We start from the raw sequence: 25,414 nt of genomic DNA, 5'->3' as shown, positions 1-25,414 counted from the left end.
TCAACCAGTTTCGTCGACCTCCGGGTGTTTGACTGTCACCAGAAACCAAATTCTTCCGCATGATGGTCAGCACAATGCCGTACAAGGACTTGGCCAGGCCGCGACCACGATAGTCTTCGTCCACTGTGATTGATCCCACCTGCACTGTGTTGGGCAAACTGCTTGGATCCAGATTCAGCACAGCCACCACCACGGGGCGGGTAATACCCGGCATGCCTGGATCCACGATCTGCACTCGAGTTTCTGGTCCCATGGTTTCAATGGCATACATGAGATCTGTGCCGCCGGGCAAGGGCCTGAGGCGTTTTTTACTGGGCGGTGGCATGTAGTCCAGCATGTCCTTGCCGCCTGCAAACTGATCAGCCGGCATGGTCGCAATCTCTTGCAAGTCCGAGCCTTGCGGCATGGATTTTGGTCTGGTCAAAGTAAATCTTAATCCATACTCTGAACTGTAATCTTCGTCTGCATTCCAATTTATCAATAGTCTTTGAATCATTTTTCTATATAGTGCGATACGACTATTTTCTTTTGCGTCAAATGCAATTTGTTGCACACCGTCACCGTAGTATTGTAGAAATTCACGCATGATGTCTACTGCGTTTGACATTACTTCTGCTGAGTTCCCTGTACCTGTTGTACCGTATACTTGTAATTTTTCAGGGTCAGTTGATTGCTTTACCACACGAAATTGTATTTCCCATTTATGTGGTTTATCATCTCTAAAATGACTAAATGCTTGCCATACATAGTCTCTATCACCCACTGTAAATTTAGCAATGGCCTCATTATCAGCCTTGATCTTCCAAGTCCAGTTTTGTTTACCAGGTTGGAATAGTTCATCCAGTTGTTCTTCCGCCACACCTTGTTCCCAGACTCTTTTTTGGCCGCGATGCTTGTTCCAAAATTCTGAGCCGGCATCAGTTTGACTCCAACTACGATGTATGGTATACCCTTGGCTTTTGACATAGTCATACATTACTTTAGCAATGCCTTGTCCACGCCAGCGTTCTTCCACGTGTAAATCTTCTGGGTGTAATTCATCTTGATCATCAATTTTGAAGTCCACTTGTGCTAGTTGTTGTCCGGATCCTGGGGCAAAAGCCTTTACACGTAGATATGGATGATTCGAATCGATCATGAACTGTAGGCCGTTGTAATCCTGCAACGGGGTGTTTTTGTATTCTGTCAAGCCTTCTGTCATGACCGGTAACACTTCGATATCGGCACCCGGTGCAGGGGACAATGATCCTTGACGACGTTGATCCTGGATCCAGGTTTGAGCAATGCGGTTGGCATCACCTTGGTTGTTGCCTACACCACGGAAGCGCCATACTTCTTCTCCATCAATCATTACTCGCCACTGTCCACTAAAACTATTGCCTGCTGGTGCTGAACTGGCCTGATCAGTGTTGCCAAACAAGTCTCTGAATGAGTAATCAATGTTGCGGCCATCGGTCCGGTCCGGGAAGTTCTGCGCCACATCCATGGGCACTTCGGGAATCTGTGGACGAATCTCTTGGAATCCGTAGTCTTCAGTGGTTAAGGGCAGGCCTGCGGCTGCCAACCACTCTCCATATATTCTGTTGGCCGCTCTGCGATCGTCAGCCCGGAATCTAAACACCGGGTCAAGAGTTTCACGATCCACAACTGCGTAGTTGGCCGTGGCTGATTGACTTGGCAAGCCCAGGCGGTTTTCCATGTCGGTTTGTGTGCCTATGTTGGTCGTAGTGTCTGTGCCCACCGTTCTAACACCGTAGAGATCGTGTTGTCCGGGTCGTCCGGTGGAAATAAGTGCCATGGCTTGACGTTGTGCTTGGGCACGATCAGTTATGGGTTGACTATTTTGATTGAGGTTCATCACACTATTGCCAGTTGCTCTGTTGTAGATTTCCCAAGGTCCAGGTCCCGTGGGTCGCAGACTGTTGGCCGAAGGACCTTGGTCAGGTTCATCTGCTGGAGCAGCCACAGGTCTAGCACTAAACAACAAGCGAGCATCTACTGTGCTCAGTCCGTGTTGACCATGATTGATGTAGTCGCTTAATCTTGTTTCTACATCTGTTGCGTTGCGGGCAGAGAACTCAGTGTCAGGAATGGCCCCACCAGTACGTCTATCAAACAGTTCGTAGGTTCCATTATTGGGCTTTTGATCAGTAGCCTTGCCACGCTTGATGTTGCGTTGCAACTGTGCTTGTTTGACAAAACTACGTAGTGCGGCCTTGGGAATCTTGCCAGCCACATAGTCACTGAAATACTTGATAGTGTCATCATCTCGGTTGTTTTCAGTCAACATTTTGTAGAGTTTGGTCAAGTATTCTTGGCGATACATATCAGGGTTCAGGGCCGCACTCATGGCCACGGTGAAACGTAGTAAAGTGTTTTCGATCTGGTCAAAGTTTTGATCCAACCAGTCGCCGCCCGGCGAGCGGAATTCAATGTGTCCGTCTTTGGTGTTGATTGACGTATACTTGCTGGTGATGCCTGAGTGTATGGCCTTGCTGGCCAACTGATCTAGGTTGCCCTTCATCTTGTCCAGTAACTTGGCAGCGTTGTCAGGATTGTCACGCACTGCTTTTTTAACAATGTCCAGGGCTGACTTGGCGTAGGTGTTACCTGTACGACCAAATGCATCCAGCACATATTTGTCGCCCATGAGCAGGGCTAGTTTAACAAAGTCCAAGTTTTCTCTACTGTAGCCTGGCACTGAGATATTGATGTGTAAGCCTGTTGAATCATTGGTATAGCAACCATATTCCTTGGCCCAGGCTTTGACCTTGTTCAAGTCGCCAAGTATCTCATCTATGGGTAGTGGTGGTGATACAAACTCTAGGCCTCGATCGCCGGGATTGTCGGGGTCTAAACTGCCATCAGGTTCTACAATATAGCGTTGGTTGGCCACACTGGGTCTCAACGTACTGCCTGAATGGTAGTTGTCGCTGGCTCTGACGTCACGACCTATGGCATTTTCAAACTCTTGTGCCACGTCAGAAATTTCGGCTTCGCCACCACTACTACCGCTAGAGTAGTGGGGCCAACTCATGCTGTAGGCATTTTCAATTTCCCTCATGCGGCTCAGATCTGCATCATCCAGCCAGTCACTCTCGTCATATGATTCTTGATTTTCTTCATGGAACTCTTCGTAGGCTGTTTGATATTGATCACTCACAGGATCAGCATGAACATTAGTGGCATATTCTTCCAGGGCTTGATTGCGGGCATCGCCTTCAAGATCATCTGGATTCCATTCGGATTCATCCACATTGTTTTTGATCCATTCCACAATGTATTCTTCGCCCCCACTGTCCCAGTCTGAGGCAATCTTTTCATCCAACCATTCTGTATAGTCGTTGCGCATGGAGTCACGCATCTCATCGCAACTGCGGCGACTGTTGAAATCACCATCATAGAAAAAGTCATATGCGTCCTGTATGCTACGACAACGTTGATCATAGTCGTAGTCGGGCTCCTGGTCGGCATCACCGCCGCCACCTTCAACATTGGGCACAATCATTTCAAATTCCATACCGGCAATGGCACCTGTCCGGGCTGCTTCCTTACGGAGATTCTTTGAACCCATGTTGATTTCAAAAAGGTCTTGAGATTCAAACACAGCAAACTCTTCGGACAGTTTTTGTTGTAGATGTTTGCCAGTGACATCTTCGCCACCTTTGACATCCGGATCCATGTCATGTGTTTTTAGTCCAAGGCGTTTGAACTGTTTAAGATATTGTTGTTCCAGTTCATCACTTGCAAATGTAACAACTGTTTGTGGCGGGCCTTGATTGTAATCTTCAGGTTCGGCATCGTCCAAGTCAGAGATATCCATTCCTATTCTATACCAATCGGTTAGATCAGTCACATCAATCTTGGTTGTGCCTGCGGGCATCTGTGGTGGAAACTCTGGTCCTGGCGGCTCGTAGCCATCTCTGTCCCAGGGTTCTTCTCGGCCCTTGGATGCTTCAAACAACTCAAACTCTTGGGCAAGACTTTCTTGCAAGTTTGCAGTCTTCATCAGCAGTGCTGGCCGGCCTTGACGATCTGTTTTTAAATTCAGTTTGTTGGCTTCTTTGCCCACTTGGCCAGGTTTAATGTCCACGGTCAGTGCCATACTATATCTTGGATCCCGAGCCTGTGCTTTTGTGGGAATGTATCCGGACGCTGATTCTTTGATAGAATTTTGTTGGAAGTATTCAGGATGTGCATTGGCAAAGTCTCTCATGACGATACCGGCCACAGCATTTGCTTCGTTCTCCCATGAACTACCGGTGTCGCCTGCGTTGTCGGGCAAGGGTGCCGATTCCTGTTGAGCACAATGACACAGTTCATGTGCTGTGGTACGCAACACGTCCAGCAAGTGTCTATCACCTAGACTCACATGCAGTTTGTGTTGGTCGGGCACATACATACCAAACGATTGATTTGACTCTGACCAGTCCGGGTCATGGTGTATAACTATTTCGGGTATGCGTTGGATGCCCAGACGCTCGGCTGTGTGTTGTATAAACTCTTGTACTACTGACTCTGTGTCAACTTCAGTCAAGAACATAGCAGTGGTGGGATTCACACCGTCAGGTGATTCGTCCGTAGGTTCTTCCAGGAACATCTTGGTAGTGGGGTCCACACCATCTGGCGATTCACCAAAGCCATAACGTACCGGTTGTCGGGGTCTTGCAAGTTCAGCAAGGCTCAATTCTTGATCTCGCGCAGCCTGTTTGGCATCAATCAAGCGTTTGATGTATCCGTTGTTGCGCAGTAGTTTGAAAGCAAGATTGTCTGATCCGAACTCGCCTTGTTTTTCCAAGCCTGTTTGACGCATGGTCTTGATTTTCTTCATGAGACTGTCCATGCGATCAATGTCTTGACTCTTGATCACTTCGTCAATACGTGCGGCTAGATCTTCGAACTTGCTACGTGTGCTGACATCATCTATTTTGGCTCGAGTGCGCTTGGGCACACTCACCCAAGCATCATTTAATATACTGTAGATGCCTTGACTGTGATGTGGTTGAGCCGAATCTTGTGCGTACAATTCGACATCAGCATCGCGTATGCGAATGTCATGCTCGTCGTTGTACTGGTACTTTTTGGCATTGAACAATTCACGATAAACTTCGTCGTGTGCCACGTCAGGAATGTCTATCACAATGTGTAGATCAATGTCCGAAGCAGGTGTGTAATTGAATGCGGCGTTGGATCCTGATATGGTGATGTCTTTGACATCTAAATCAGGAACACCAAGAAACTCCTGAAAGTCTTGGGCAACTTGCATGAGTTTGGCTTTTACTTCGGGGCGAAGATGTTCCCGATCGTTCCATAACCGTGGATTCAAACGGTCGTGGAATTTCACAGTATCAGCAAGATCGTAAGAGTCGAGTTCTAGTATATTCATTGAACTCTTATTTACCGTTACTTGCTGTTGGCTACTTTCTTGAGTTTCTTCTTGCTGGAGGCAATAACTGTGGCTTCAGTTGCAGGCGGCGCCACAGGTGGGGGCAAACTGGCCACTTGAGCCGGTGATACCACCGAAGTCGCTGGTCCTGAATCAGGTTCAAAGATGGCTTTGAGATCCCGGAACACTTGTTCTTGTGCGTTGCCGTCAAATGTATAAGTGCCTGTGTGACGCAACAACACACGTTTGTCAACCCAAACTTGACCGCCTAGATCACGCCAGTTTTCACAGAATGTCCAGTCTTCTGAGTAGTAGCGACCTTCGCGCACAGCGGTATCAAAGTAGGTTTTCATGTACTGATTCAACTCTGGGGGTAGGCCAATGTCGTTGGCAAATGCACGTACAGCAGGATGACTATCTGATTTTTCAAACACATCACGCTTGATCAGCAAAAAGCCTGTGCCTGTCTTAGAAACCTCCACAAGTGAACTGTTGGGATCTTCAACCATGCCAGGGATGCCGTTCACACACCATTTGACCGGCAGTGATTTCATGGGATACAAACCGCCGATGACATCTTTTTGTGCATCCAGCATGACCAACAGGTGCCAGGGTTCCCAGCCAATGTCAGCATCAATGAACATCAAGTGTGTGGATTCTTTGTTGTGCAAGAACTTGGCAGTGAGTGTGTTTCTAGCACGGCTAATCAGACTCTCATTGGTCATGGTTTCCACAGTCCAATCCAGACCCAGTTGGCGAGCAGTATTTGACCACTTGATATAACTCATGAATGTGGATTCCGTAAGTTGACCACCATAGCAAGGCATACAAATATGCACACGAGTGGTTCTCAAGTAGTCAATGTTGACCTGAATGTTTGTTGCATTGGTTGCCGCAGGGTTAGTGGGCGGGGTTGTTGTTGGTTGGGCGTCTGCCATGTTTACTCCATTAAAGTTGTGTATTATTTACAGAGTATAGCATGCCCGACAATTTTTTCCTAGCTATTTGATGCCAATGATCATGAATCTTGTGTAATCTGTTTCAGGATCTTCCAAGTCTAAACTTCCCGAATACAACACCTGGTCAAGTGGGAACTTTTGCGCAATATCTCCAGGTCCTGCAAACTGTTCATCGTCAACCTGATCACGTGCCTGCATGACCACTAGGGTGCCCGGCGGAATGTTTTCGAACCAGTCTCGGCCCTTGATATCAATGAGGCTGGTGTTGACCACCGCACCATCACGGCCCAACTGTCTATAGTCCAGTTGGTTAGCATCTTTCAGCATGTGTTCGACATTGTCAGCACCTGCTTGTGTTAGCATGTGTTCACCGGTATCCAGTCGTTCTTGATTAGTTTCCACGTTGATAATGTGATCAACCTTGACCTGGGGATAGCGATTTAAGAACAGTGCTAGGTTTCCGTACCAGGATCCCAGCACATACATTGTGCTCACATGCGGCTGTATCTGGGCCAGTTCACGCATGAGCCAAAGTTTGCTGAACACAAGATCTCGAGTGAAACTGCCGTCAAGGCTGGAGCCTGAACTTTCGTCTAGAGTAAAAATGTCTTCTAAGATCATTTTTTACGTCCAGCACAGTGGGCCTTTTGACTAAAACCTTTGGGGCTGGCACAATTGATACTGCTCTTATATTTTTGACTCCACTTTTCATCAATGTAGTCTTCGTCCACGGGCTGGTTTTCTCTACGTTGATAACTGGCAGTCATGCCACCCACAAAGTTTTGACCATCCATCTCCGACACTGTGTCTGCCTTTTCCCATTCAAAACTTTCAACAGGCACACCAAATTTATCACTGAGTTTTTTCAACAATCGATCTAGTACTGATGCAGGAATGTTTTGTGCTACCACACGTCGGGCACGACTGTTCTGAACCGGGCGATAAAACACATCAATCATTTGAGGATTGATATCTTTGCCCTCTGCCAACTCACTGCCAATGGCTGTGTCTAACATTGCAACAACATTAGCAGCCAGTCGGGGATTTTTTTGTGTGTCAGGATACAGGCTCATGACCAGAGCAGTCTTGCGTTTTTCATTCAGGGAGGGCCAGGCTGTGCGAATTTCTGTAGCCGACGTCATGCCTGGGCCAAATTCCACTGTGGGCAAGTAGGCCATGTAAGCATGACGAGCAAATGGTTCTAGTTTTGTAGCACCCAACAATGGTTGTAGATATGATGGATTACCATCTTTCTTTACGCCACCGGCTTGTGGTGGTTTGTCAGCGTCTTTTTCCGAGCGTACAAAGATCAGTCTATCTGATTCAGGATCAAAGCGACTGGTAATTTCTTTTGCCTGGAATGGGCTTTTGACTTGTACAAAGTGTCCAGCATCTACACCGGCTAGTTTGGCCAGTTTTTCTTTCACAGCAAAGGGAAAGGGTCTTGTACTAGTATCGTTGGTTGCGGCAACAAACACTTCAGCATCAGGAAATGCTCTACGTGCTGAATTGTAAAGGGCCGCATGGCCTGCGTGGAACGGGTGGAAACCCCCGGGCATGATAACGATCGTACTCATAATGAGTATTTAGCGTTACATATTTTCTAACAGCCAGAGATAAATTGGGGTGGTAAACTGAAGTTTGAGTTGTCCGTTGCAACCCATGTTACCATAAAACCGATCCACAATTGCGGCCTGGCCGCCATTGAAATCGTGATGATATTCTATTAGATTGGCAGATATCTGACTGATATCAATTCCATCAACTTGAATGTTGGCCACTGACAGCAAAGCATCCTGGGTGATTTCGCCGGCATCATTGATTTGGGTATGTTCTGGCAATTTACCGTACAGTTCAATGCACAATTCATGTTCACCATCTTCGTCGCTGATGTCATGACTAAAATGATGTGTTTCGGTTACATGTGCGTTATCATAGATTTTTACGCCATTGACAAAAACTCGTGCGCCCAATGCACACTCAGCACGGTTGGTACTGATGTCAACCTCTATTGGTATTGTGTTCATATTTGTAATTTAATAAGTGATTGTGACTGTGTTGATTGTGCCGCCGGAAAATCCCGCCACACGCACACGCATCCAGGTAAAGTTACCTGTTACAGTTTGGGGATGATAGTCTGTCAGCGGGGTTGTGGATCCGTCGCCGTAGATAAAAGTTTCAAACCAGTTGGCCGAGTCTGCGTCTGAGTCCAAGGTGGCTTCTAATGTTAGTACACCTTCAAAGCCTGTGACGTCAAACAGCACAGTTTGCACACCGCCTTGACCGCGATAGTAGTTTGAAGCCAGACGTGCATCGCTTATCCAGTCTTGACTTGACCCGTCGTAGTTGCCGGAAGGCACACCATATTCAGTGGTATCAAGAATGGCGTATGTTGTCATTATGCTCGTTCCGCTTCTACCACAATGCCTGCGCCAGCCAGTTCTTCGGCCACTGATTGCAGGGCCAAAACAATGTCGTCCGTGGCGATTTCAACACCAACATCAGACTCTCGGACCAATTTTGATAGTTTGATCACAACTATTTCTTCGTGTATTTTTGCCATAGTATATTATTTAGCACGGGCTATAATGGGCAGGGTCTTTCTAACGATGCCTGGAACTGCCATGTTGATCAAGAAATCAGCATTGGGTTCGTTGTGATCTACAAAGTAGTTGCTCATCATCCACATTCTTCTGCCTGTGACCAAATTGGAAAATCCCGGCCCCAGTCTAAATATTGTTCGCCTGGTATCAAAGTAACGTCTCAAAACTGCTAGTTCATCATTGGAAAGCCAGCGGTCTTTAAAGTATGTTCTAAATGCATGCCGCGGATTTTTCAGTGTCACAGCATTGGCAGTCAGTGTTACTTCGGCTTGGTTTATGTACAGTATCTCACCTGTGGGTATGGTCACTATGTCTTCAAAGTCTTCCAGGTTATTGGTGTACAACCAAAGACCGTTGCCACACACCACTTTCTTGAAAGGGTTGGCCCGAGTCAACAAATAGTCACAGGCATCATACAACGTCTGTTCAACTTCTGGGGTGATGTGTCTTGCACCGCCACGGCGAGCAATCCATTCGTTCCGGTAGCGAATACTTTGATTTATCCGCTCGTGTTTGAGTTCACGCAAGAAACTGGCTTCGGGCAAGACGAACAAGATCACATACTGCCACTTGTGAAAGTATAAAGTACTACGCGGAACCAGAACAGGTTTAGACATCTGGGAACCTGATGATACCATCATCTGCTACTACTGGTACAGCATTGTGTACCACTTCAAACTCAATCTTGTCGTTGACCAAATCTGCTGTGATATCACATTCAGTCAGTCGATCAAACAAGATCCGCTTGCTTAGTGGTACCCGAATAAGTTCATCAATCTTGCGGGCAAGTGGTCTCGCACCCAACTTCGAATCGTAGCCCTTGTCAGCAAGCATGTCAACGACTGATTCGGATAAATTGAGACGTATACCTTTTGCCAGCAGACTTGTCTTGAGCTCGTCCACAAACTTGACCACAACTTTCTTGACCGCCAGTGTGTCCAATTTGACAAACTTGCAGATTTGATCGATACGGTTTCGCAGTTCGGGTTTGAAGAACTCTTTGAGAGCCCGGTCATCTTCACCAGTTTTCTCAAAGTCTCCAAAGCCAATGTTGTTGGCTTCACTGTCCCGTGCTCCTAGGTTAGATGTCATGATGATGATACAGTTCTTGCAGTTGGCTTTTTTGCCATTGCTACTGGTAATAACACCTTCATCCAGCATTTGTAGCAAGATGTTGGTAACGTCGGGGTGAGCCTTCTCTATCTCATCAAACAATATTACTGAGAAGGGATTCTTGCTAAGATCGGAGATTAGTTTGCCACCGCCAACGTTACCATCTTCAAAGCCCACATAGCCCGGAGGTGCACCAATTAACCCGCTGACACTGTGACGCTCTTGGAACTCACTCATGTCATATTTCAGCAGTTTCATATCCAAGTTGTCTGCAAGTAATCGTGCAAGTTCTGTTTTACCTGTACCTGTTGGGCCCAAGAACAAGAATGACGCCATGGGTTTCTTTTCATTGGCAATACCAGCAAAGTTGATGTACACACGTTCTAGTACTGAATCAACTGCTGAATCCTGTCCATACAACTTTTGCTTGATGTTGCTTTCTAGTTCCACAATCTTGGTTGAGCGTTCGTTTTGTAGTTTGTCTTTGGGTACACCTGTCACACGGGCCAGTTGTTCCTCGATCAAGCCTTTGGTAATAGTTACCAGGCCCAGGTCTTTCACACGCTCTCTAGCACAGGCCGCATCAATCAAGTCAATGGATTTGTCGGGGTTCTTGCGATCGTGTATGTAACGATTGGCCAGTTCCACTGCGGCAGTCATGGCTTCAGTTTCAATCAGCACATTGTGGAACTGTTCCAGTCGGGGTGAGAGTCCGATCAAGATCTGTTCAGTGGTGATCGCATCCGGTTCGTCAATTGACAACCTGTAGAAACGACGCATAAGCGCCCGATCCTTTTCAAAACTCTCGTAATACTCTTCCCAGGTGGTTGACGCAATTACTTTTAAATTGCCCTTGGTAATAGCGGGTTTTAACATGTTGGCAAAGTCCAGACTTGAGTTTGAGCCTGATCCTGCGCCACTCATGGTGTGTGCTTCGTCTATGAACAAGATACAGTTCTTTTTGGCTTCTAATGCACTAATAACTGCCTTGAACTTTTCTTCAAACTCTCCGCGATATTTTGATCCTGCCAGCAATGACCCAATTTCCAGGCTCCATACTTCTGAACCCTTGATAAACTCCGGCACACGACCTGCATGAATCTCTTGTGCCAGGCCTTCGATGATGGCAGTCTTGCCCACGCCAGGATCGCCCACCATGAGCACATTGGCCTTGAAACGGCGTGCCAGCACAGTGATCATTTCATGCAGTTCTTCTGAACGACCAATTAGCGGTTCCAGTTGACTCTTCTCAGCACGTTGACTCAAGTTCTCACAGTATTCGGTGAGAATTTCATCTGCTTGTGAATGACTCATACCGGACTCTGCGGCCACTGTTTTGTAACTCTTGGTCCAGAAGTCCACAAACTCCTGTTTTTTAACCCCGTACTTGAGCAAGAAGTAGTGTGCGTGACTGTTGGTCTCGCTCATGATCGAAAGATACATGTCAATAGTGGCAATGGCTCGCCTGCCGGTAAACATCACCTGCACGTTGGCACGATTGAATATGCGTTCCAGCGCCACTGTGCGCCGTGGCTGTGTTTCCGGAGTGTCTGAAATCAAGTGCATCTGACTAATCAGATAGTGCTCAATCTCTGTGTCCAGTTGATCTGCTTCTGCCCCAAATGCATCCAGGCATTTGCGAAATGGGTCATGACGCACAAGACTCAACAACAGGTGTTCGGTTGTGACGTACTCATGACCAAAGTCCTGAGCAATTTTAACTGAGCCTTCAATGATCTTTTTGATTTCGGGATTTTCTTGCATGGTGTTTGAGTTGAGTTCCTATGTGTTATTATACTACTTACTGTGTTATGTAGCAATGGTTCTGACAATATTATCTATGCTGTTGTATGGCTTGAGACAATTCTGGACTAATCGAACTGGGCAACTGGGCCTGCAATCGCACAAAAAGATCTCCTACAGCACCTTTTCGATCTCGCAAGCCGCGTCCACGCAGGCGCAGTGTGGTGCTGTTGTCTGTGAGTGGGGGGATAGTAACCACCAGTTCGGTGCCATCCAGACTGACCACAGTGGTGTCTCCACCCAGAATCATGTCCCAAACTGAGGCCTTGTAGTCCACAGTCAGGTTCAGGCCATCACGACGGAACTGTGGGTGTGGGTGTATTCTAAATTCAATCACCAGGTCTTGCCCGCCTGGGGCAAGACCTTGATACTGCACCATGTCTCCGTCATTGATGCCTTGTGGTACGTCTATTTCTATAGTGCTTTGACCTTGCGGTGATCCCACTGCCACCTGTCTGTGCCCGCCTGTTGACACATCCTTTAGGGTGATCCACAGACTCATTCGCATGTGATTGCGCCGCGGGTGCTGTTGAGCAAAGCCTGGATGCCCACCAAACATCTGACTGAAGATATCGCCCATGTTGAACTGTGCGCTACCGGGCATGCCAGCAAATTGTGGAGCAGGATTGTTGTACTGAGATCGTTTGGCAGCATCGCCTAGTGTGTCATAGGCGGCCTGTATCTCTTGAAACTTCTGCGTGTCACCACCTTTGTCAGGGTGATGCTGGCTGGCCAGCTTGCGAAAAGCACGTTTGATTTCATCTGGGCTAGCGGTTCGGGACACACCTAGTGCGGCATAGTGATCGGGCATGAAAAAGTCCTGTATGTTTTAATTATACAGGACTTGGGGGCTAGTGTCTATTATTTCTTTTCGACTTCTAGTTTCTTGTGTTGCTTGACTTCTTTACAGGTCTGTTGTGTTACACCTTTGGCATCCTTTACAGGCTTGCCGTCTTTCATTTGATCTACACATACCTTTTTGGTTTCTTTCTGTGCTTTGGCAGCCTCTGCTCGTGCCACGTCGGCTGCATGAGAATCAGCGGCCAAGGCTGGTACACAAAACATTAGGCCTGCTATAAACATCACATTTTTCATATGCGTTACCATGTGATTTCCCCTGAAGAGATCTTGCGTAGACCCATGTTTACCAAACTCAGTGCCACCATTTGATATTCCACAGGCAACACAAAGCCATAACTGGCCTGTGCTATCACTGCCACGCCTGCTATGATGTTGGCCCAAAATGTCTTGCTGTAGTACCATTTCTTGCCGGTGATTTGACCCTCTATTACTTCACTCACTGCTGATGTGAGATTCTCGTTGATTTCTGATTTCTTGGTTGCCATAGTTTTCTCCTTGTTGTTATCGTTCCGGGAACGGTGGTATCACAGGGGCGGGTTTTCCACCAAATCCTGTAGTGACTTCAGCCGCTGGCGCTCCAACGCCTGCACTGCTACCAAAGCCTGTTGTTGGTGCGCTGCCAAATCCTGAGGCTGCGGGTGCGCTGGGTTGAGGGACTGCTGCCGGGGGTGTATAGGTTGTTCCTCCGCTGACTGGTGTGGGTAATCCTCCATTGTTGGCTCCTCCTAGTTTTTCTTGTGTGCGACCATAGGCTGCAATGCCCAGCACAGCGCCCATGGCAATGTGGTACAAGCCTGCGCCTTGTAGTGTGATGGGTTGCCACTGCACGTTGACCTGACCTTTTGAGATGGCCTGTAGCACTGACCACAGCACAGGAAATATCACAAAGTCTGCAATACAGGTCAGCATGTAACTCCAGCCCATCATTGGACGCCATTTTGAATTCATCCAATCTTCTTTTTTCTTTTCTGACTCGTTTATTTGTTTTTGTTCTTCTGCCATGTCATGCTCCTAGTATGTGTAATGCATGTTCCGTATGGCTGATGCGATCGTCCAAGCCAATGTAGCCACCGTTGATGGCACGTGTTAGTCCTTTGACGTCATTTGCGTCAGCAAAGCGATTTAGATTGTTCTGTTCCCAGAACCAACAGGCTGATTGTGCGGCACCTTCAAATGTGGCCAAGTATTCCGAGGCTTCTTCCACTGTGATGCCTAGACTACCTGCAAAGAATGTGTAATTGTCTCGGCCTGTGAGTTGTATGAGTCCACGCCCACAGTAACGGAATCCGTCACCTGACGCTTCGGGTCCGTTACCCATTCTTGAAGCATACACTCTGTTGGCAATCCGCTCAGGTTTGTTGGCATATTGTGCGGCCAATTCTGCTGTGGGGAAATACTTGGCAAATGTCTTTTGTAGGCTTGCAGCCTTGTAGTTGAGATTTTCTTTGATAAAAACAAAATTCCCTGACTCGTGAGCACATTGTGCTATGAAATGTGCCACACGCAAGGGTGTGTTGATATCATAATCATCTAGCAATTGCTCTAGTACAGCATACCAGTGATCGATATGTGGGTTCTTGACCATTTGTTTTAATTGGTCTAGTATCAAGATTGTGCTCATTTTTGGGCTCCTTCATGTATGATTTTTTGTATCTGATACCATTCTTGCCAAGCATCTGCTCGCACAGCACACTCGTAGTAGGTACCGTAGTTCACTGTCACAGTGTTGGCAACATCACTTAGTTTTGCATCGTCTTTAAGTTTCTGCAATGCTGGACATGCAGTCATTGCGCCCCGGCCCGGAGGTTCAGGAAACCGCGCAGTGACAGGCACTACGGCACTGCATCCTGACAATACCAAAGCAAGTATTACGGCGTATTTCATTTTAGCAGTTCCAACGTCTACGTGCTTTGCAAATGGCCTTGTCTGGCGTCTTGGCACATGAAATACTGTGCATCTTCATTTGACCACGGCTACGACTGCAATAACTTTTGCGACGCTTTGAGGCTTTGCTTCCTTTTTTAAGTTTTGAAGGCTTGGTAGTAACAGCAGTCTTTAGTTTGGATCCCGGATGCTCTCTGCGATATGTATTAACTGCCTTTTGACTCATGCCATCTGTTTTGTCACGCTTGTTGGCCTTTTGCCAGGCTTCTGACTCCATGATGGGCTGTGATGTCACAGCAAACACATAAAGTTCATCTTCAGTTAATGTTTCCAAATCTTCCCATAAAACTTCTGAATCCACGCCATTGTGTTCAGCAATTGTTTCAATAATTGATTCAATTAAATCAAATTCTTCATGCAGTTCAGCCCTGGCTTGTGTACTCAAGCCTGTGCCCAGTTCAAGAATTCTGCTTAGTTCATCCATGTTCATCTCCTGGTCTTCGTTGGTGTTCTTTACACAGTTAGGCACACGTTTGCCAAACAGTTCTTTGTTGCCTTCTTTGTGATAGCCCTTCCAACAGGCTTCATCTAGCGTGTCACGTGAATGATCACCGTGTGTCTCGCACATGCCGCAGTCTTCACAGGTCATTTCCATTTCAACGGATTCATTGTGTTTGTTCTTGCCGGCGCAATGAGCCTTTTGTGAGAATCCTTTTGGGTGGCTGCAGTTGATTGAACCCTTGTATTTTTGACTCCACTTTTCAGACAGTGGTTCTTGTGCTTCCGGTTCTTTGTCACGCAAAGGTCCACCTGTGACCCAGGCATCGCAGGTTCTGCGGCTGGCACACTTGAATTTTAAAAATCTACAGTAGCCTAGATCACCAGCGTCAATAGTGGGATCGTCTGCACCCTGATCAGATCCTATGCCTTGTGCAATGCAGTCCAGTGTGTCTCGACGCTGATCAAATGCCGCACAGTTGCCACACAGGCTAGATTTGGCTTCTTCCGGAGAGTCTAGGTTCCATTCGTCCTGTTTGGCCATCCAAAACTTGCGGTTGGGCATGTCGGGATTGAGCGGACCATAGCCATATTCATCAATGGCTTTTTGTCTGTTCTTGAGATTCAGTGTAATATCTTGAGTGGCCGGCGGACACTTGCTGTCTGACTCTTCATGTATGCGGTCGCCGTCTTTATTGTACTTGCCTGACTCGCGCTTGGCAATGGCAATGGCAGCCTGTTGCGCACCACCGCCTTCCTCCATGCTTTCACTTTTGTTGCCATAGTTGGCCGCGCCTTTTTTGCGGCATTGTACTAGGCGACCTGACGCATAGGCTGACGGCCATACTTTTGCCGACGCTTTGACCTTGTAGTAACAGGCATCTTTCTTTTCCATCATGACCATTTCACTGAACATGGGTCCGCCACAATGTGGGCATGACTCTGGTGATTCATTTACAATGTCTCTAAATCTCATTTGCGTTTTCCTTTAGTACTTACATTTATGGCTGCACCCGATCGGTTGGGATTGGGATCATCCCGGCGTTTGCGGGCCGCGGCTGATGCACGACCTTTTTTACCCAGTGCATGTGCTTTGGCCTGTGGCAAACATTTGGGCTTGCCTTCTTTTGAACTACCTCTGGCACAATCCCCACGTATCTTGCCATCAGGGCCAAACCTTACCCATTTTTCTTTAAACCAGTCTCGAAGATTTTCTTCAAGTTCTTGTGTGGACATTTTCTTTTCATATCCCTGCACAGCCGTAGTTCTGTCGGGGTCAGGTGCGCCTTTTACACCTGCTGACGGCAAAAACTTCTTTATACTCTGCACAGTCAGCGGACCCATCACACCATCCACATCCAGGTTAGCACGGTATTGTTGATTTAGCATTTGTTGTATTCTGCGAACTTGGTCAGAACTTTCGGTTTCGTCTTCACTCACAGGCACACAGTTGGGCACCATTCGGGAGCCTTTTTTCTTCATGCCCTGTCGACGATATCCAGTCCAACAGGCTTCTAGTATTTCTCTATATCTCATGGCTGCTTTCCTGTTGCCTCTGCGGCGTCATTATGCGCCCGAACAAATGGTTCAGGGATAGTACAACCAGCATCGTATCGAACAACTTCACGATCCACGTATTGCCGGATATATGTTGTGCGTTGACGTATTTCTGTTGTTTTCTTTTGTGACTTCGATTCTATTTGGGTATTGGCTTCAGCAGAGGCCTTTTCGGCCGCAGCAAGTTTTGCCTCTACAGCTGCCACACGCTCACGCCATTCTTGTTCTACAGCAAGCCCGCCACGAAAGTAAACACCCAGTACCAGCAGTGCAATGCCGGCCAGTTTAAAGCCCAGTTGATACGGCCAGAGCCCGGGGACGCGATGCGCAACAAAGCCTACAATGGTTGCTGTAATGCCTACTAGCAATAGAATATTGCAGAACCATACAATAACGCTGTCGGGAAGAAAATGTAAAATCCACATCAACTATTTAGTTGCGACTGCAATTAGCCTATCCAAGCCCAGTATACATGTACATTAGGTATGTTTATATTACTTTTACTTTTATGTCATTCGACTGATAATTTTGCACATGGTCTAGTGGTGGGCAATCTAGGCCCAGAGCACCGGCCAGTTCAACATTGTTTTTTGGTTCAGTACCGCTGTACCTGTGCCAGGCTGTGTCAATGCCTTTGTTTTGTTCTTCAATCAGGCGGCCCATGGTTGGCAGATCTTTATAATATTCCCGATAGTCTGGATAGGTAATATCAAATCCACCACAGCGCACCCACCAACCCAAACAAGCATCTGTGCTTCTATACACCAATACTATGGGAGTGTCAGGCCATGTTTGTTTTAAAAAGTCAATATGATTGGCAAACACATGTGATTTAATGATACGCACACCCGTGCCCGAAAAAGGCGCATCAAATTCAGTTTCACAGTCATAAAGATCAAATTCCGGTAATCTATGAAAAAATCGGCCAAATTCCATGCCAGGGTCAAAATAACTCCCCAGGTGCAGACTGCCTTGATAGGTGCGATGATCAGTATGGTCTGAGCGATCCACACTGGCACTGAAGTAGATATTTTTCACCACACTGCTCCATTTGGAGCCCGGTGCTCCTGTTACAAACACACGTTTCATTTTAAATTCTTTATAATGGGTTCAAAACTCTTGGCCAATCTGCTGCCGTATTCGGCAACACCACGGGCTGTGAGTTGTTTTGGATCTATGAAAATATAGTTGTCCACTGCCCAGGTTTGATACTCCGATGATTTAATTGCTCGTGCAAACTCTTGTTGATACCACTCTACTACATTTTTTGGTGCTGTACCGGGCAAACTCACAATCCATCCGGCGTACACACTGATACCTGGTACTGTTTCACTTAGCAATGGAGCACGTGGTAGTTTTTCCAGTACATGTGATCCTGTCAGCCCAATTAATTTAACTCGTCCGGCATCTATCAAGGGTCTGGCAATGGCCACAGGCATGATGCCAAACTCTGTGGTTTCTGCTGCCACTGCTGCCACTGCTTGTGCAGGCCCGGGATATCTGATATTGACCACACGATCTTTGTCGGCTCCAAAACTGTAAATCATATACTCATAGGCCATTTGATGTGCGCCGCCGCCAATGGCCACACTTATGGGTCTGGGTGCCAGGGTTACCAAGGCTTTGAATTGTTGTGGCGTATCTACTACAGAATTTTTTGTGGCCACCAGGGCCAGTGGGCTTTGCCCCAGTGCCACAACGTTGACAAAATCATTTTGAGTCCATTTCTTTAGATCTTTTTGCCATACATCATTGGTCACAAAGAAACTCATGTGACTGGGAACACTAATGGTGTGCCCATCAGCACGGGCCTGAGCCAACAAGTTTTGTGCAATCACAGCATCAGCGCCCGGGCGATGTTCAATTACAAAATATACTCCGGGATTGTTTTGTTGCACAATCTGGCTGACTTTTCTAAAAGAAATTTCATTGCCTGATCCTGGTGCAAATCCCAACAACACAGTGACAGGTCGAGTGGGCTGCCAGGCCAGAGCAATATTAGTGAACAGCACGGCTAGCGCGATAATTAAAAGTCTATGCATAATCAATCTTTATTAAATGAATACTTCTCAACGAAGTGGAAACCCAACAGTAATATACATACTTATAGTGGCCCTAGTGTTATAGCACAAAAAATTGCATCACATGAGCAGGTGCTGGATATTGGGTGTGGACAAAATCCTTTTCGAGCATTGTTACCAAATGTTGTGGGTATTGACCCTGCGTTTGAACAAGCAGATGTGCATTGCACAATAGAACAATTCGAAACAGATCAACTGTTTGATGTTGCCACTTGTTTGGGATCAATTAACTTTGGTTCTCGTGACACAATAGAACTCCAGGTTGCCAAAGTGGTTTCTTTGTTGAAACCTTGTGCCAGAATATACTGGCGCCTTAACCCAGGTCGCCAGGATCATGCAGACTCCGCATGCCAACAGATTCCATTCTTTCCCTGGACACTGGAATATCTAAACAAACTCGCAGACAAGCATGGCTTCCGTCAAGAAAATGCCCAGGTAGAATCAGGCGCTAGCCTGGGCAAGAGTGTTGTGCGTTTATACGCAGAGTGGCATCGTTAATAGCCGGCTTTGGCTATTTCGGCACCCTTGTTGAAACTGTTTGACCATGACGCTGTGCTAACGCCGCCACGTGCTTTTGACCATCGGTAGCCTGCACGGTGTCCTGAACAGTCTTTGGTGCAAGGACTCATGCCCATGAATGTGAGTTCTTTCAGTCGCTTCATGCGCTTTTTTTCAGTGACGAATTCGTTGGCTCTCATGGGTTTAGTTTAAGTCCCAGGCCCATTGAGATCACAGGCTGTGGCAGGCGTGCCATGGGCTGTTGTGGGGGGATGGGTTGCTGTGCAATTTTGGGGTTGGGTACCGTGGGGCCTGCTGAACCTTGTAGCACAGGAACTGCTCGACCGGTTGCTGTTCGTCTTGTCATTTTTTAGGTTGCACCGCCGTGGGCATGTTCTTGTACACACGCCGGGCAGGATCGTATTGAGTCTTTAATGGACCTAGTCCTGCCAACTTTTTCACACGTTTGACCATGTCTTGATAATCATCACCGTAGTCGGCTTCTGGCGGCTCAGGCTTCCGGTTGCCTTCTGCCATATCGCGCTCGGTGTTATTGGCCATTTGTTGTTTGAAATTGTCCACTGCCCCACCTGGCTCTATAGATCCGGGAGTTGTTGTGACAGTAGCGCCTTCAGTGGCCTTTTTGGGTAAATCTTTATAGTCTTGACCCGTATCAGCACGATTAAACTCTCGTGCTACACTTTGTTTAATACCAACCTTTTTTGCAAATTCAGGATCATGTGCGGCCGCTGCCATTGTACGGAACTGTGCTTGGCTTGTGCTCTTTTCATTTAAGTCGCCTTCCGCCATGCCTTGCTCAGGTAGATTGGCACGTGTGTGTCTACCACTAATGTCTCGAATGCTTTGCTTCAAACTGGTGATCTGATCTCGCGATGGCAGGCCTTTACGCTTGCCTCGATCCAAGATGTTGTTTTTGATTCCTGAGCGTCCAATGCCTGCGCCTCGAACTAGTGGGTCAGTGCGGTCATATTCTCCACCACCGGGCAGTTCTTTTCTACCTGGATAGTCTTTGGGTTTTGGGTTAAACATGGCATTATCATATTCACGGGTGTTGTTATAATCTGGTGGTTCTTGAGTGTACAACTGATCTTTGTACTTGGGGTCACGGTATTTGGCCGATTCGTCCAGTTCTTCGTCCCCAAATTCCATGTAGTCATATGGGCCAAATGGTTTGCCTGTACGACTGTCGGTCTCGTCATGGTCAGCATGTTCATAGTAGTCATCACTGGATATGACCACACCGTCAAAGGTTGAGTTGTAATCTATTCCGTACTTGCGTGTGACACCGTCGGGACCAATGATGCCACGTTGCAGTAGTTGCTCTACATCTTGTTGACTCTTGATACCTTTTTGCAGACTGCCACTATCAAAGGTACCATTGTACCAGGCTGAGGCTAGGGCTTGGAAATAGTCTCCTGAGCCGCCGCTGTCACCTGAGGGTGCAAATTCTACCAGTATGTCATTTATTTTCATTATCTTATTCCTGCCATTGATTGTAGTGACTTTGCATCGTCGGACAATTTGTCGTGAATGCGTTTGGGTGCCAGTCCTGCCGCTGTGCGTACTTCATTTAGATCATCTTCGTGGTTGGCACGATATGCATCGGGAGTTAATGGTACCAATTCTCTAAAGGTTTCTTCTGACCAGTCATGCTCTCGACCTTCATAATGCATACGCCATTCTTCTGGATCAAATTCTGTTAGTGTTGACAAATCATCCAACAGCGTTTGTACGTGCTGTGGTGCCGATCTACGTCGACGCAGTTCAAGATACACTAGATAACGGCTGGGTTTGATTTCACCTGGCGAACGATCGGCGTCCAGCACAAAGTCATAGCCCTTTTCAAACCAGGCCACTAGATCTTTAGCGGCTGATAAATCACGCACAAAGAATGATAACACAATGATATCATCGTCATCACCCATTTTGGCAGCAAATTCGTCCACGTGAATAGTGGGCTTCATCATGCCCTCTAGGTCTTTGTATTGCAGGCCCTCGAGCAACAAAGGTTGTGCAGGATCAAATGGGTTGTTAAGCATTTTGTTCATCATATTATGTTTAACCGTTAAAAGGCAGGGCCGGGTGCAGTGCCCGGCTGTTGTTGAAGGGATTGCTGGGCCTCTTGGGCTTGTTCATCGCTCTGCGACTCTTCTTTGTCCAAATCTTGTTCGTAGGCTTGATCTAGTTCGTCTAGATCAATGTCCTGATCTTCCATTTCAATTGATCCTGTGCGGATATCATTCATCAGAGCCTTGGGCATGGTGATTGTGACCAGCCACACATCTTTTGTTACCAATTTGGCCTTTTTGGTGCCCGGGCGATAATCGCTAGGATCTGTGATCTTAATGGGAATCTTTATTTCTTTACGCTGATATTCAACTTCGCAGTCAAACGCCAGCAATCTGCGGCCGCCCCGGGGATCAGGCATCATTTTTAGCGGCCACATAAAGGTGCAGGTCACACGGTATTTGCCAATTTCGGGGCCGTCCACAAGTTCCCCAATTTCCCAGTTTTTAAAAGCATAGATATCTACTTCGTCCAGCACACGCTCAAAGTCCAGCAGGGTAGTTAAACTGCCTTCACTCATGTAGATGTCGCGGATATTGTCGGCCACCTGCCAGTAGTCGGTGTGATCTTTGAAAAGATCCCGATCGCGGACGCCATGTCGGTTGTGTGTTTGCATGATAGTTTATTTATGGATACTGTTGTTAGTATCCAAATCTTGCCTTGAAGGCTGCATACTGTGATTGAACTTGAGCCAAAGTCACCACACCATTGTACACTCTGATCATTCCTATGTCGGCAGTTTGTACTTCAACGCCACCTGAGCGACTGAACAATCTCAACTGGTTAAATCCACCACCGCCACTATTGGTGCCTGTAAACGATGTGCTGGTGGGTTGAGTGCTGGTTGCGGTGTACAGTTGTCCCAGACTTGTGCCAGTGTTGAATGTGCCCCATGCAAAATGCCACACAGTGTCAGCGCCTGATCCTGGCAAGTTTACTGAGAAGTTGGGATAGAACGCTTTGGGATAACCATTGTAGGCTCCAAACAACCAATCTTTACTTGCTTCACTGTTAGTGTTCAACAATCTACCAGCCGAAGTTGCGGATATTTTGTAGGCCATAAACACAGTGTAACTTTGTGAAGTAACATAGTTTGGACCAACTATCATGGAGTCTGTGCCCAAACTGGTACTTTTTCTAAACACGCCACCGTTGGCACTGCTGTAGGCAATAGTAGCGCCTGCATTGGTTGTGGTAATGGTGTATGTTCCTGTGAAGTCTGTTGTGGCTGCGGCAAGTGTTGGTGCTTGTGCTGTGGTTATCACTGTTCCGGTATTCGTTATTGCAAGCAAGTTTGAGGACATGTCTGTAAACACTGTGGCAGTGAGCGGCAACAACAAATTTGTGCCAGCAATGGCTCTGAGTGTGGTTGTTGGTGGAACAAAACCAGCGGTGTAGACTGCTGTGCCTTTTACCATGCGCAGATTGGATATTTGTCCAGCAAAATCGTCTGAATAGGTGGCACCGCCACCTATGTTGACATAAGGTGCTGACAGATCCAAATTGTCCACATAAGTGCCGCCACTTACTCCGCCCACATACAATGTGGTTGTGCCTGAATTTCTTATCACAGCCACATGTGTCCAGGTGTTTACGGTCAATGCAATTGAAGAAGTAATTAAGGCTGTGCTTTGAAAGTATGTGGGATAAAGTGTGTTATTATCTAGACCAAAATACACACCATCTGTATCCACTGCTGAGTATCCTGTTTTGCTGCCACGAGTGTCTATAAATGTTCCATAACCAACGTTGGCAGTGGCCCTAACCCAACACTCCCAGGTAAAATTGCCAGTGCCCATATTTGTGCCTTCGGTAATGCCAGTTGCAAGTGATCCGGTGGTGCTTAGACGTTGTGTTGAACCGTCAAAACTGGCACTGGTTGTGATGTTGGAGCCGGGCATGGCTCCAACAGTGGCATCCAAATTCATCACCAACGAAGCCGTTGGTCTAATACTGAAACTGCTCAATAGTCCGCCGATTGCTCCACTCATTATGTTAGCCCTGTTCCGTTAATAAACCACGTGGTGCTTGCCACCTTGACCGCAGTGGCCATACCGTATGCAGCCAGGGTTCTTGTGCCTGTTGTTCCGATGCCTCCTAGGTACATGGTGTCTGTTGTGATGGCAATGAGTACTGTGGTAGCACTCGGGCCTGCAATGAATGTCACAGCAGTTCCTATGGGGAATGCCACTGAACCATTGGCAGGTATGGTCACAGTCTGGCTGGCTGCGGTGACATAAACCAGTTTGCCAGCATCTACAATGGTCAAGGTGCCTGTACCAGTTATTGAACTAACTGGCAGGCCTATATAACCCACACCATTGGCAGGAGTTGCTGTGGTGGGTGCCAGCACGTTGGCCACAATACCTGTGTTGGCTATGACCAGAACGTTGGCATTACCCGCAGTGCTAAACAGTATGTTTGCGCTGATAGTGGGAATACTGATGTTGCTGGTACCATTGGCGTAGATACCAATCAAGTTGCCACCTGTGATATTACCAGTTGCTGAAATCAAACCTGCTGTTCTCAAGTTGCCACTTTGAACGTTACCTGTGACACTGAGTATGCCAGTGGGTATGTTGGTTTGTCCTGTTCCATTCACGTTCAAGTTGATGTTACCATTGGCTGTGGTATTGATCCACAGTTCACCTATGTCAACAATATTACCGGTTAGACTCAGATTGTCTGCTGAAGTAATAGTTCCTGTGGCTGAAATTAAGCCAGCAGTCAAGATGTTACCACCTGTGATGTTGGCTGCTGAGGTAATGGTTGATGTTGCTGAAATCAATCCAGCAGTTAACACATTACCACCTGTGATATTGGCAGTAGCACTGATCAAGCCACCTGTCAGCAAGTTACCACCAGTTATATTACCACTTGCAACTAACGTTGTAGGTGCTAGTGTACCAATAATATTTCCGCCATAGATATTACCAGTACCGGAAACAATACCTGATCCAAATAAAACATTACCACCTGTGATATTTGCCGCACTGGTAATGGTTGATGTTGCTGATATCAATCCAGCAGTTAGTACATTACCACCTGTAACGTTGGCCGTTACACTAACCACTGCACCCAAATGACTAGAGCCAGTAATAGTACCAGTTGAACTGATTAATCCACCTGTCAATAAATTGCCACCAGTGATATTACCAGTAACTATTAACGATGTAAATGACCCCGCAGTTGGACTACTGACCACAATATTTCCCACCATGCCTCCGTGTATGGAGCACTGGTAAGTGTAGTTGCCCACAGCATTGCCGGGTATTTTCCAATACAATGTACCTGTAACTTTCCCCTGTGCAGACGAATCAGTTACGACTGTGCCTGTTGTGGTCACATGATTGAGTCCTGTGCTGTAGTTGGCTCCGACATTTTGAATCAAGAATGGATGTCCTGTCACTGCCAATCTAAATGCCAGGGTTGACCCAGCCACTGCATAGATAGTGGGATTGTTGCCTGAATACTGGTCAAACAGATAGTAAAGGGATCCTGAATTGGTCACTGACAGAGCGGTGATTGCACTAAGATAAAAATCATCCACTGTGAGACTGGCAGTTGTGGCGTCACTGGTGTTGCTGAACAGTATACCCGTCGTGACCCGGCCATTACCAACAAAGAAGTTGCCAGACACATTACCAGTTGCGGAGACTAAGCCGCTGGTCAATACGTTACCACCTGTGATATTTGCGGCTGATGTGATTGTGCTTGTGGCACTAACAAGCCCACCTGTTAGGACATTACCACCGGTTATGTTAGCTGCACTGGTGATTGTTGAAGTTGCTGATATCAAACCAGCAGTCAATATGTTACCACCTGTGATATTGCCAGTTGCTGAGATCACGCCAGTAACATATTCACCAGTTGTGGCAAATACAGCCACGTTTGCGGTTCCGCCAACGCCAACTGTGACGTTACCGCCTGAACTTACCACAGTTACATTAGAGTTACCAGAGTTAATATTGCTCGATGATGTAGATACACCGGTCAGTAAAGAACCGTTACCAAGAATATAGTTACCGGTGACGTTGCCTGTAGCAGAGACTTGTCCAGCAGTGACAATGTTACCACCCGAGA

Annotated in this window: 28 protein-coding genes; 1 reads left to right on the top strand and 27 read right to left on the bottom strand. The window is 47.0% G+C overall.

From position 1 onward, the window contains the following. The 20 genes from ABW391_RS13705 to ABW391_RS13610 form a co-directional block, all read right to left on the bottom strand. A partial coding sequence (locus tag ABW391_RS13705) for a hypothetical protein (protein ID WP_353482446.1) occupies positions 1 to 5,386 on the bottom strand: 5,386 nt, incomplete at its 3' end. A gap of 17 nt (positions 5,387 to 5,403) precedes the next feature. Beyond that, entirely contained in the window at positions 5,404 to 6,324 is a 921-nt protein-coding gene (locus tag ABW391_RS13700; RefSeq protein ID WP_353482445.1) for a hypothetical protein, read from the bottom strand. A gap of 63 nt (positions 6,325 to 6,387) precedes the next feature. Further along, positions 6,388 to 6,966 carry a hypothetical protein gene (locus ABW391_RS13695; RefSeq protein WP_353482444.1) on the bottom strand — a complete coding sequence of 193 codons (579 nt, stop codon included), beginning with the start codon at positions 6,964 to 6,966 and terminating at the stop codon, positions 6,388 to 6,390. Continuing rightward, entirely contained in the window at positions 6,963 to 7,922 is a 960-nt protein-coding gene (locus ABW391_RS13690) for a nucleotidyl transferase family protein (protein WP_353482443.1), read from the bottom strand. The genes ABW391_RS13695 and ABW391_RS13690 overlap by 4 nt, the downstream gene beginning before the upstream one ends. A gap of 15 nt (positions 7,923 to 7,937) precedes the next feature. Beyond that, positions 7,938 to 8,372, bottom strand: a complete 435-nt coding sequence (locus ABW391_RS13685; RefSeq protein ID WP_353482442.1) for a hypothetical protein — start codon at positions 8,370 to 8,372, stop codon at positions 7,938 to 7,940. A 9-nt stretch (positions 8,373 to 8,381) separates the two neighbouring features. Beyond that, positions 8,382 to 8,744: a hypothetical protein gene (locus ABW391_RS13680; RefSeq protein WP_353482441.1), complete on the bottom strand. Its 363-nt coding sequence runs from the start codon at positions 8,742 to 8,744 to the stop codon at positions 8,382 to 8,384. Further along, positions 8,744 to 8,908 carry a hypothetical protein gene (locus ABW391_RS13675; protein ID WP_353482440.1) on the bottom strand — a complete coding sequence of 55 codons (165 nt, stop codon included), beginning with the start codon at positions 8,906 to 8,908 and terminating at the stop codon, positions 8,744 to 8,746. Before ABW391_RS13675 ends, ABW391_RS13680 begins: the two co-directional genes overlap by 1 nt. 6 nt (positions 8,909 to 8,914) lie before the next feature. Further along, the gene (locus ABW391_RS13670; protein ID WP_353482439.1) at positions 8,915 to 9,565 is read right to left on the bottom strand and encodes a hypothetical protein; all 651 of its coding nucleotides are present in this window, start codon (positions 9,563 to 9,565) and stop codon (positions 8,915 to 8,917) included. After that, on the bottom strand, positions 9,558 to 11,825 hold the full coding sequence (locus ABW391_RS13665; RefSeq protein ID WP_353482438.1) for an AAA family ATPase: 2,268 nt from the start codon (positions 11,823 to 11,825) through the stop codon (positions 9,558 to 9,560). The genes ABW391_RS13670 and ABW391_RS13665 overlap by 8 nt, the downstream gene beginning before the upstream one ends. Before the next feature lie 70 nt (positions 11,826 to 11,895). Continuing rightward, entirely contained in the window at positions 11,896 to 12,675 is a 780-nt protein-coding gene (locus tag ABW391_RS13660; RefSeq protein WP_353482437.1) for a DnaJ C-terminal domain-containing protein, read from the bottom strand. 50 nt (positions 12,676 to 12,725) lie between these two features. Further along, entirely contained in the window at positions 12,726 to 12,959 is a 234-nt protein-coding gene (locus ABW391_RS13655) for a hypothetical protein (RefSeq protein ID WP_353482436.1), read from the bottom strand. A 5-nt stretch (positions 12,960 to 12,964) separates the two neighbouring features. Then, positions 12,965 to 13,210, bottom strand: a complete 246-nt coding sequence (locus ABW391_RS13650) for a hypothetical protein (protein ID WP_353482435.1) — start codon at positions 13,208 to 13,210, stop codon at positions 12,965 to 12,967. Between the two features lie 16 nt (positions 13,211 to 13,226). Then, positions 13,227 to 13,727, bottom strand: coding sequence for a 3TM-type holin (locus ABW391_RS13645; RefSeq protein WP_353482434.1), 501 nt, complete (start codon positions 13,725 to 13,727; stop codon positions 13,227 to 13,229). 1 nt (position 13,728) lies between these two features. Beyond that, complete coding sequence (locus tag ABW391_RS13640) at positions 13,729 to 14,346, bottom strand: glycoside hydrolase family 19 protein (RefSeq protein ID WP_353482433.1); 618 nt, start codon at positions 14,344 to 14,346, stop codon at positions 13,729 to 13,731. Continuing rightward, the gene (locus tag ABW391_RS13635) at positions 14,343 to 14,609 is read right to left on the bottom strand and encodes a hypothetical protein (RefSeq protein WP_353482432.1); all 267 of its coding nucleotides are present in this window, start codon (positions 14,607 to 14,609) and stop codon (positions 14,343 to 14,345) included. The genes ABW391_RS13640 and ABW391_RS13635 overlap by 4 nt, the downstream gene beginning before the upstream one ends. Before the next feature lies 1 nt (position 14,610). Continuing rightward, positions 14,611 to 16,083 carry a DUF6321 domain-containing protein gene (locus ABW391_RS13630; RefSeq protein WP_353482431.1) on the bottom strand — a complete coding sequence of 491 codons (1,473 nt, stop codon included), beginning with the start codon at positions 16,081 to 16,083 and terminating at the stop codon, positions 14,611 to 14,613. Further along, the gene (locus tag ABW391_RS13625; protein ID WP_353482430.1) at positions 16,080 to 16,643 is read right to left on the bottom strand and encodes a peptidoglycan-binding domain-containing protein; all 564 of its coding nucleotides are present in this window, start codon (positions 16,641 to 16,643) and stop codon (positions 16,080 to 16,082) included. The genes ABW391_RS13630 and ABW391_RS13625 overlap by 4 nt, the downstream gene beginning before the upstream one ends. Then, entirely contained in the window at positions 16,640 to 17,089 is a 450-nt protein-coding gene (locus ABW391_RS13620; protein ID WP_353482429.1) for a hypothetical protein, read from the bottom strand. The genes ABW391_RS13625 and ABW391_RS13620 overlap by 4 nt, the downstream gene beginning before the upstream one ends. A gap of 64 nt (positions 17,090 to 17,153) precedes the next feature. Next, positions 17,154 to 17,753: a hypothetical protein gene (locus tag ABW391_RS13615; RefSeq protein ID WP_353482428.1), complete on the bottom strand. Its 600-nt coding sequence runs from the start codon at positions 17,751 to 17,753 to the stop codon at positions 17,154 to 17,156. Beyond that, the gene (locus ABW391_RS13610) at positions 17,750 to 18,706 is read right to left on the bottom strand and encodes a Bug family tripartite tricarboxylate transporter substrate binding protein (RefSeq protein ID WP_353482427.1); all 957 of its coding nucleotides are present in this window, start codon (positions 18,704 to 18,706) and stop codon (positions 17,750 to 17,752) included. The genes ABW391_RS13615 and ABW391_RS13610 overlap by 4 nt, the downstream gene beginning before the upstream one ends. On the opposite strand from ABW391_RS13610, the gene ABW391_RS13605 reads away from it, so the two are divergent. Next, a complete protein-coding gene (locus tag ABW391_RS13605) occupies positions 18,701 to 19,243 on the top strand; it encodes a class I SAM-dependent methyltransferase (protein ID WP_353482426.1) in 543 nt (180 codons plus the stop codon). The genes ABW391_RS13610 and ABW391_RS13605 overlap by 6 nt on opposite strands. On the opposite strand, the gene ABW391_RS13600 is transcribed toward ABW391_RS13605, so the two are convergent. The 7 genes from ABW391_RS13600 to ABW391_RS13570 all read right to left on the bottom strand — a co-directional run. Further along, positions 19,240 to 19,443: a hypothetical protein gene (locus ABW391_RS13600; protein ID WP_353482425.1), complete on the bottom strand. Its 204-nt coding sequence runs from the start codon at positions 19,441 to 19,443 to the stop codon at positions 19,240 to 19,242. The two genes, ABW391_RS13605 and ABW391_RS13600, sit on opposite strands and share 4 nt — an antisense overlap. Then, the gene (locus ABW391_RS13595) at positions 19,440 to 19,610 is read right to left on the bottom strand and encodes a hypothetical protein (protein ID WP_353482424.1); all 171 of its coding nucleotides are present in this window, start codon (positions 19,608 to 19,610) and stop codon (positions 19,440 to 19,442) included. The genes ABW391_RS13600 and ABW391_RS13595 overlap by 4 nt, the downstream gene beginning before the upstream one ends. After that, a complete protein-coding gene (locus ABW391_RS13590) occupies positions 19,607 to 20,737 on the bottom strand; it encodes a hypothetical protein (RefSeq protein ID WP_353482423.1) in 1,131 nt (376 codons plus the stop codon). Before ABW391_RS13590 ends, ABW391_RS13595 begins: the two co-directional genes overlap by 4 nt. Continuing rightward, positions 20,737 to 21,312 carry a hypothetical protein gene (locus ABW391_RS13585; RefSeq protein WP_353482422.1) on the bottom strand — a complete coding sequence of 192 codons (576 nt, stop codon included), beginning with the start codon at positions 21,310 to 21,312 and terminating at the stop codon, positions 20,737 to 20,739. Before ABW391_RS13585 ends, ABW391_RS13590 begins: the two co-directional genes overlap by 1 nt. 17 nt (positions 21,313 to 21,329) lie before the next feature. After that, complete coding sequence (locus tag ABW391_RS13580; RefSeq protein WP_353482421.1) at positions 21,330 to 21,947, bottom strand: hypothetical protein; 618 nt, start codon at positions 21,945 to 21,947, stop codon at positions 21,330 to 21,332. 25 nt (positions 21,948 to 21,972) lie between these two features. Next, positions 21,973 to 23,322, bottom strand: a complete 1,350-nt coding sequence (locus ABW391_RS13575) for a LamG domain-containing protein (protein ID WP_353482420.1) — start codon at positions 23,320 to 23,322, stop codon at positions 21,973 to 21,975. Next, positions 23,322 to 25,414, bottom strand: a 2,093-nt coding sequence (locus ABW391_RS13570) for a beta strand repeat-containing protein (RefSeq protein WP_353482419.1), incomplete at its 5' end; no start/stop codon positions are given. The genes ABW391_RS13570 and ABW391_RS13575, both read right to left, overlap by 1 nt.

Origin of the sequence: Haliscomenobacter sp. (genome assembly GCF_040403615.1) — a bacterium.
In the GTDB taxonomy this organism is placed as follows: Bacteria; Bacteroidota; Bacteroidia; order Chitinophagales; family Saprospiraceae; genus Haliscomenobacter.
This window is presented reverse-complemented; position numbering and strand designations above follow the sequence as displayed.

What these genes read in the sequence shown, in the direction of transcription:
- ABW391_RS13655 (WP_353482436.1), bottom strand. Translation starts at nt 12,959, where the DNA reads ATGAAAAATGTGATGTTTATAGCAGGCCTAATGTTTTGTGTACCAGCC.
- ABW391_RS13690 (WP_353482443.1), bottom strand. Translation starts at nt 7,922, where the DNA reads ATGAGTACGATCGTTATCATGCCCGGGGGTTTCCACCCGTTCCACGCA.
- ABW391_RS13625 (WP_353482430.1), bottom strand. Translation starts at nt 16,643, where the DNA reads ATGAGATATAGAGAAATACTAGAAGCCTGTTGGACTGGATATCGTCGA.
- ABW391_RS13640 (WP_353482433.1), bottom strand. Translation starts at nt 14,346, where the DNA reads ATGAGCACAATCTTGATACTAGACCAATTAAAACAAATGGTCAAGAAC.
- ABW391_RS13615 (WP_353482428.1), bottom strand. Translation starts at nt 17,753, where the DNA reads ATGAAACGTGTGTTTGTAACAGGAGCACCGGGCTCCAAATGGAGCAGT.
- ABW391_RS13695 (WP_353482444.1), bottom strand. Translation starts at nt 6,966, where the DNA reads ATGATCTTAGAAGACATTTTTACTCTAGACGAAAGTTCAGGCTCCAGC.
- ABW391_RS13610 (WP_353482427.1), bottom strand. Translation starts at nt 18,706, where the DNA reads ATGCATAGACTTTTAATTATCGCGCTAGCCGTGCTGTTCACTAATATT.
- ABW391_RS13650 (WP_353482435.1), bottom strand. Translation starts at nt 13,210, where the DNA reads ATGGCAACCAAGAAATCAGAAATCAACGAGAATCTCACATCAGCAGTG.
- ABW391_RS13680 (WP_353482441.1), bottom strand. Translation starts at nt 8,744, where the DNA reads ATGACAACATACGCCATTCTTGATACCACTGAATATGGTGTGCCTTCC.
- ABW391_RS13620 (WP_353482429.1), bottom strand. Translation starts at nt 17,089, where the DNA reads ATGTGGATTTTACATTTTCTTCCCGACAGCGTTATTGTATGGTTCTGC.
- ABW391_RS13675 (WP_353482440.1), bottom strand. Translation starts at nt 8,908, where the DNA reads ATGGCAAAAATACACGAAGAAATAGTTGTGATCAAACTATCAAAATTG.
- ABW391_RS13665 (WP_353482438.1), bottom strand. Translation starts at nt 11,825, where the DNA reads ATGCAAGAAAATCCCGAAATCAAAAAGATCATTGAAGGCTCAGTTAAA.
- ABW391_RS13580 (WP_353482421.1), bottom strand. Translation starts at nt 21,947, where the DNA reads ATGCAAACACACAACCGACATGGCGTCCGCGATCGGGATCTTTTCAAA.
- ABW391_RS13595 (WP_353482424.1), bottom strand. Translation starts at nt 19,610, where the DNA reads ATGACAAGACGAACAGCAACCGGTCGAGCAGTTCCTGTGCTACAAGGT.
- ABW391_RS13635 (WP_353482432.1), bottom strand. Translation starts at nt 14,609, where the DNA reads ATGAAATACGCCGTAATACTTGCTTTGGTATTGTCAGGATGCAGTGCC.
- ABW391_RS13575 (WP_353482420.1), bottom strand. Translation starts at nt 23,322, where the DNA reads ATGAGTGGAGCAATCGGCGGACTATTGAGCAGTTTCAGTATTAGACCA.
- ABW391_RS13590 (WP_353482423.1), bottom strand. Translation starts at nt 20,737, where the DNA reads ATGAAAATAAATGACATACTGGTAGAATTTGCACCCTCAGGTGACAGC.
- ABW391_RS13585 (WP_353482422.1), bottom strand. Translation starts at nt 21,312, where the DNA reads ATGAACAAAATGCTTAACAACCCATTTGATCCTGCACAACCTTTGTTG.
- ABW391_RS13645 (WP_353482434.1), bottom strand. Translation starts at nt 13,727, where the DNA reads ATGGCAGAAGAACAAAAACAAATAAACGAGTCAGAAAAGAAAAAAGAA.
- ABW391_RS13685 (WP_353482442.1), bottom strand. Translation starts at nt 8,372, where the DNA reads ATGAACACAATACCAATAGAGGTTGACATCAGTACCAACCGTGCTGAG.
- ABW391_RS13630 (WP_353482431.1), bottom strand. Translation starts at nt 16,083, where the DNA reads ATGAGATTTAGAGACATTGTAAATGAATCACCAGAGTCATGCCCACAT.
- ABW391_RS13670 (WP_353482439.1), bottom strand. Translation starts at nt 9,565, where the DNA reads ATGTCTAAACCTGTTCTGGTTCCGCGTAGTACTTTATACTTTCACAAG.
- ABW391_RS13660 (WP_353482437.1), bottom strand. Translation starts at nt 12,675, where the DNA reads ATGCCCGATCACTATGCCGCACTAGGTGTGTCCCGAACCGCTAGCCCA.
- ABW391_RS13605 (WP_353482426.1), top strand. Translation starts at nt 18,701, where the DNA reads ATGCATAATCAATCTTTATTAAATGAATACTTCTCAACGAAGTGGAAA.
- ABW391_RS13600 (WP_353482425.1), bottom strand. Translation starts at nt 19,443, where the DNA reads ATGAGAGCCAACGAATTCGTCACTGAAAAAAAGCGCATGAAGCGACTG.
- ABW391_RS13700 (WP_353482445.1), bottom strand. Translation starts at nt 6,324, where the DNA reads ATGGCAGACGCCCAACCAACAACAACCCCGCCCACTAACCCTGCGGCA.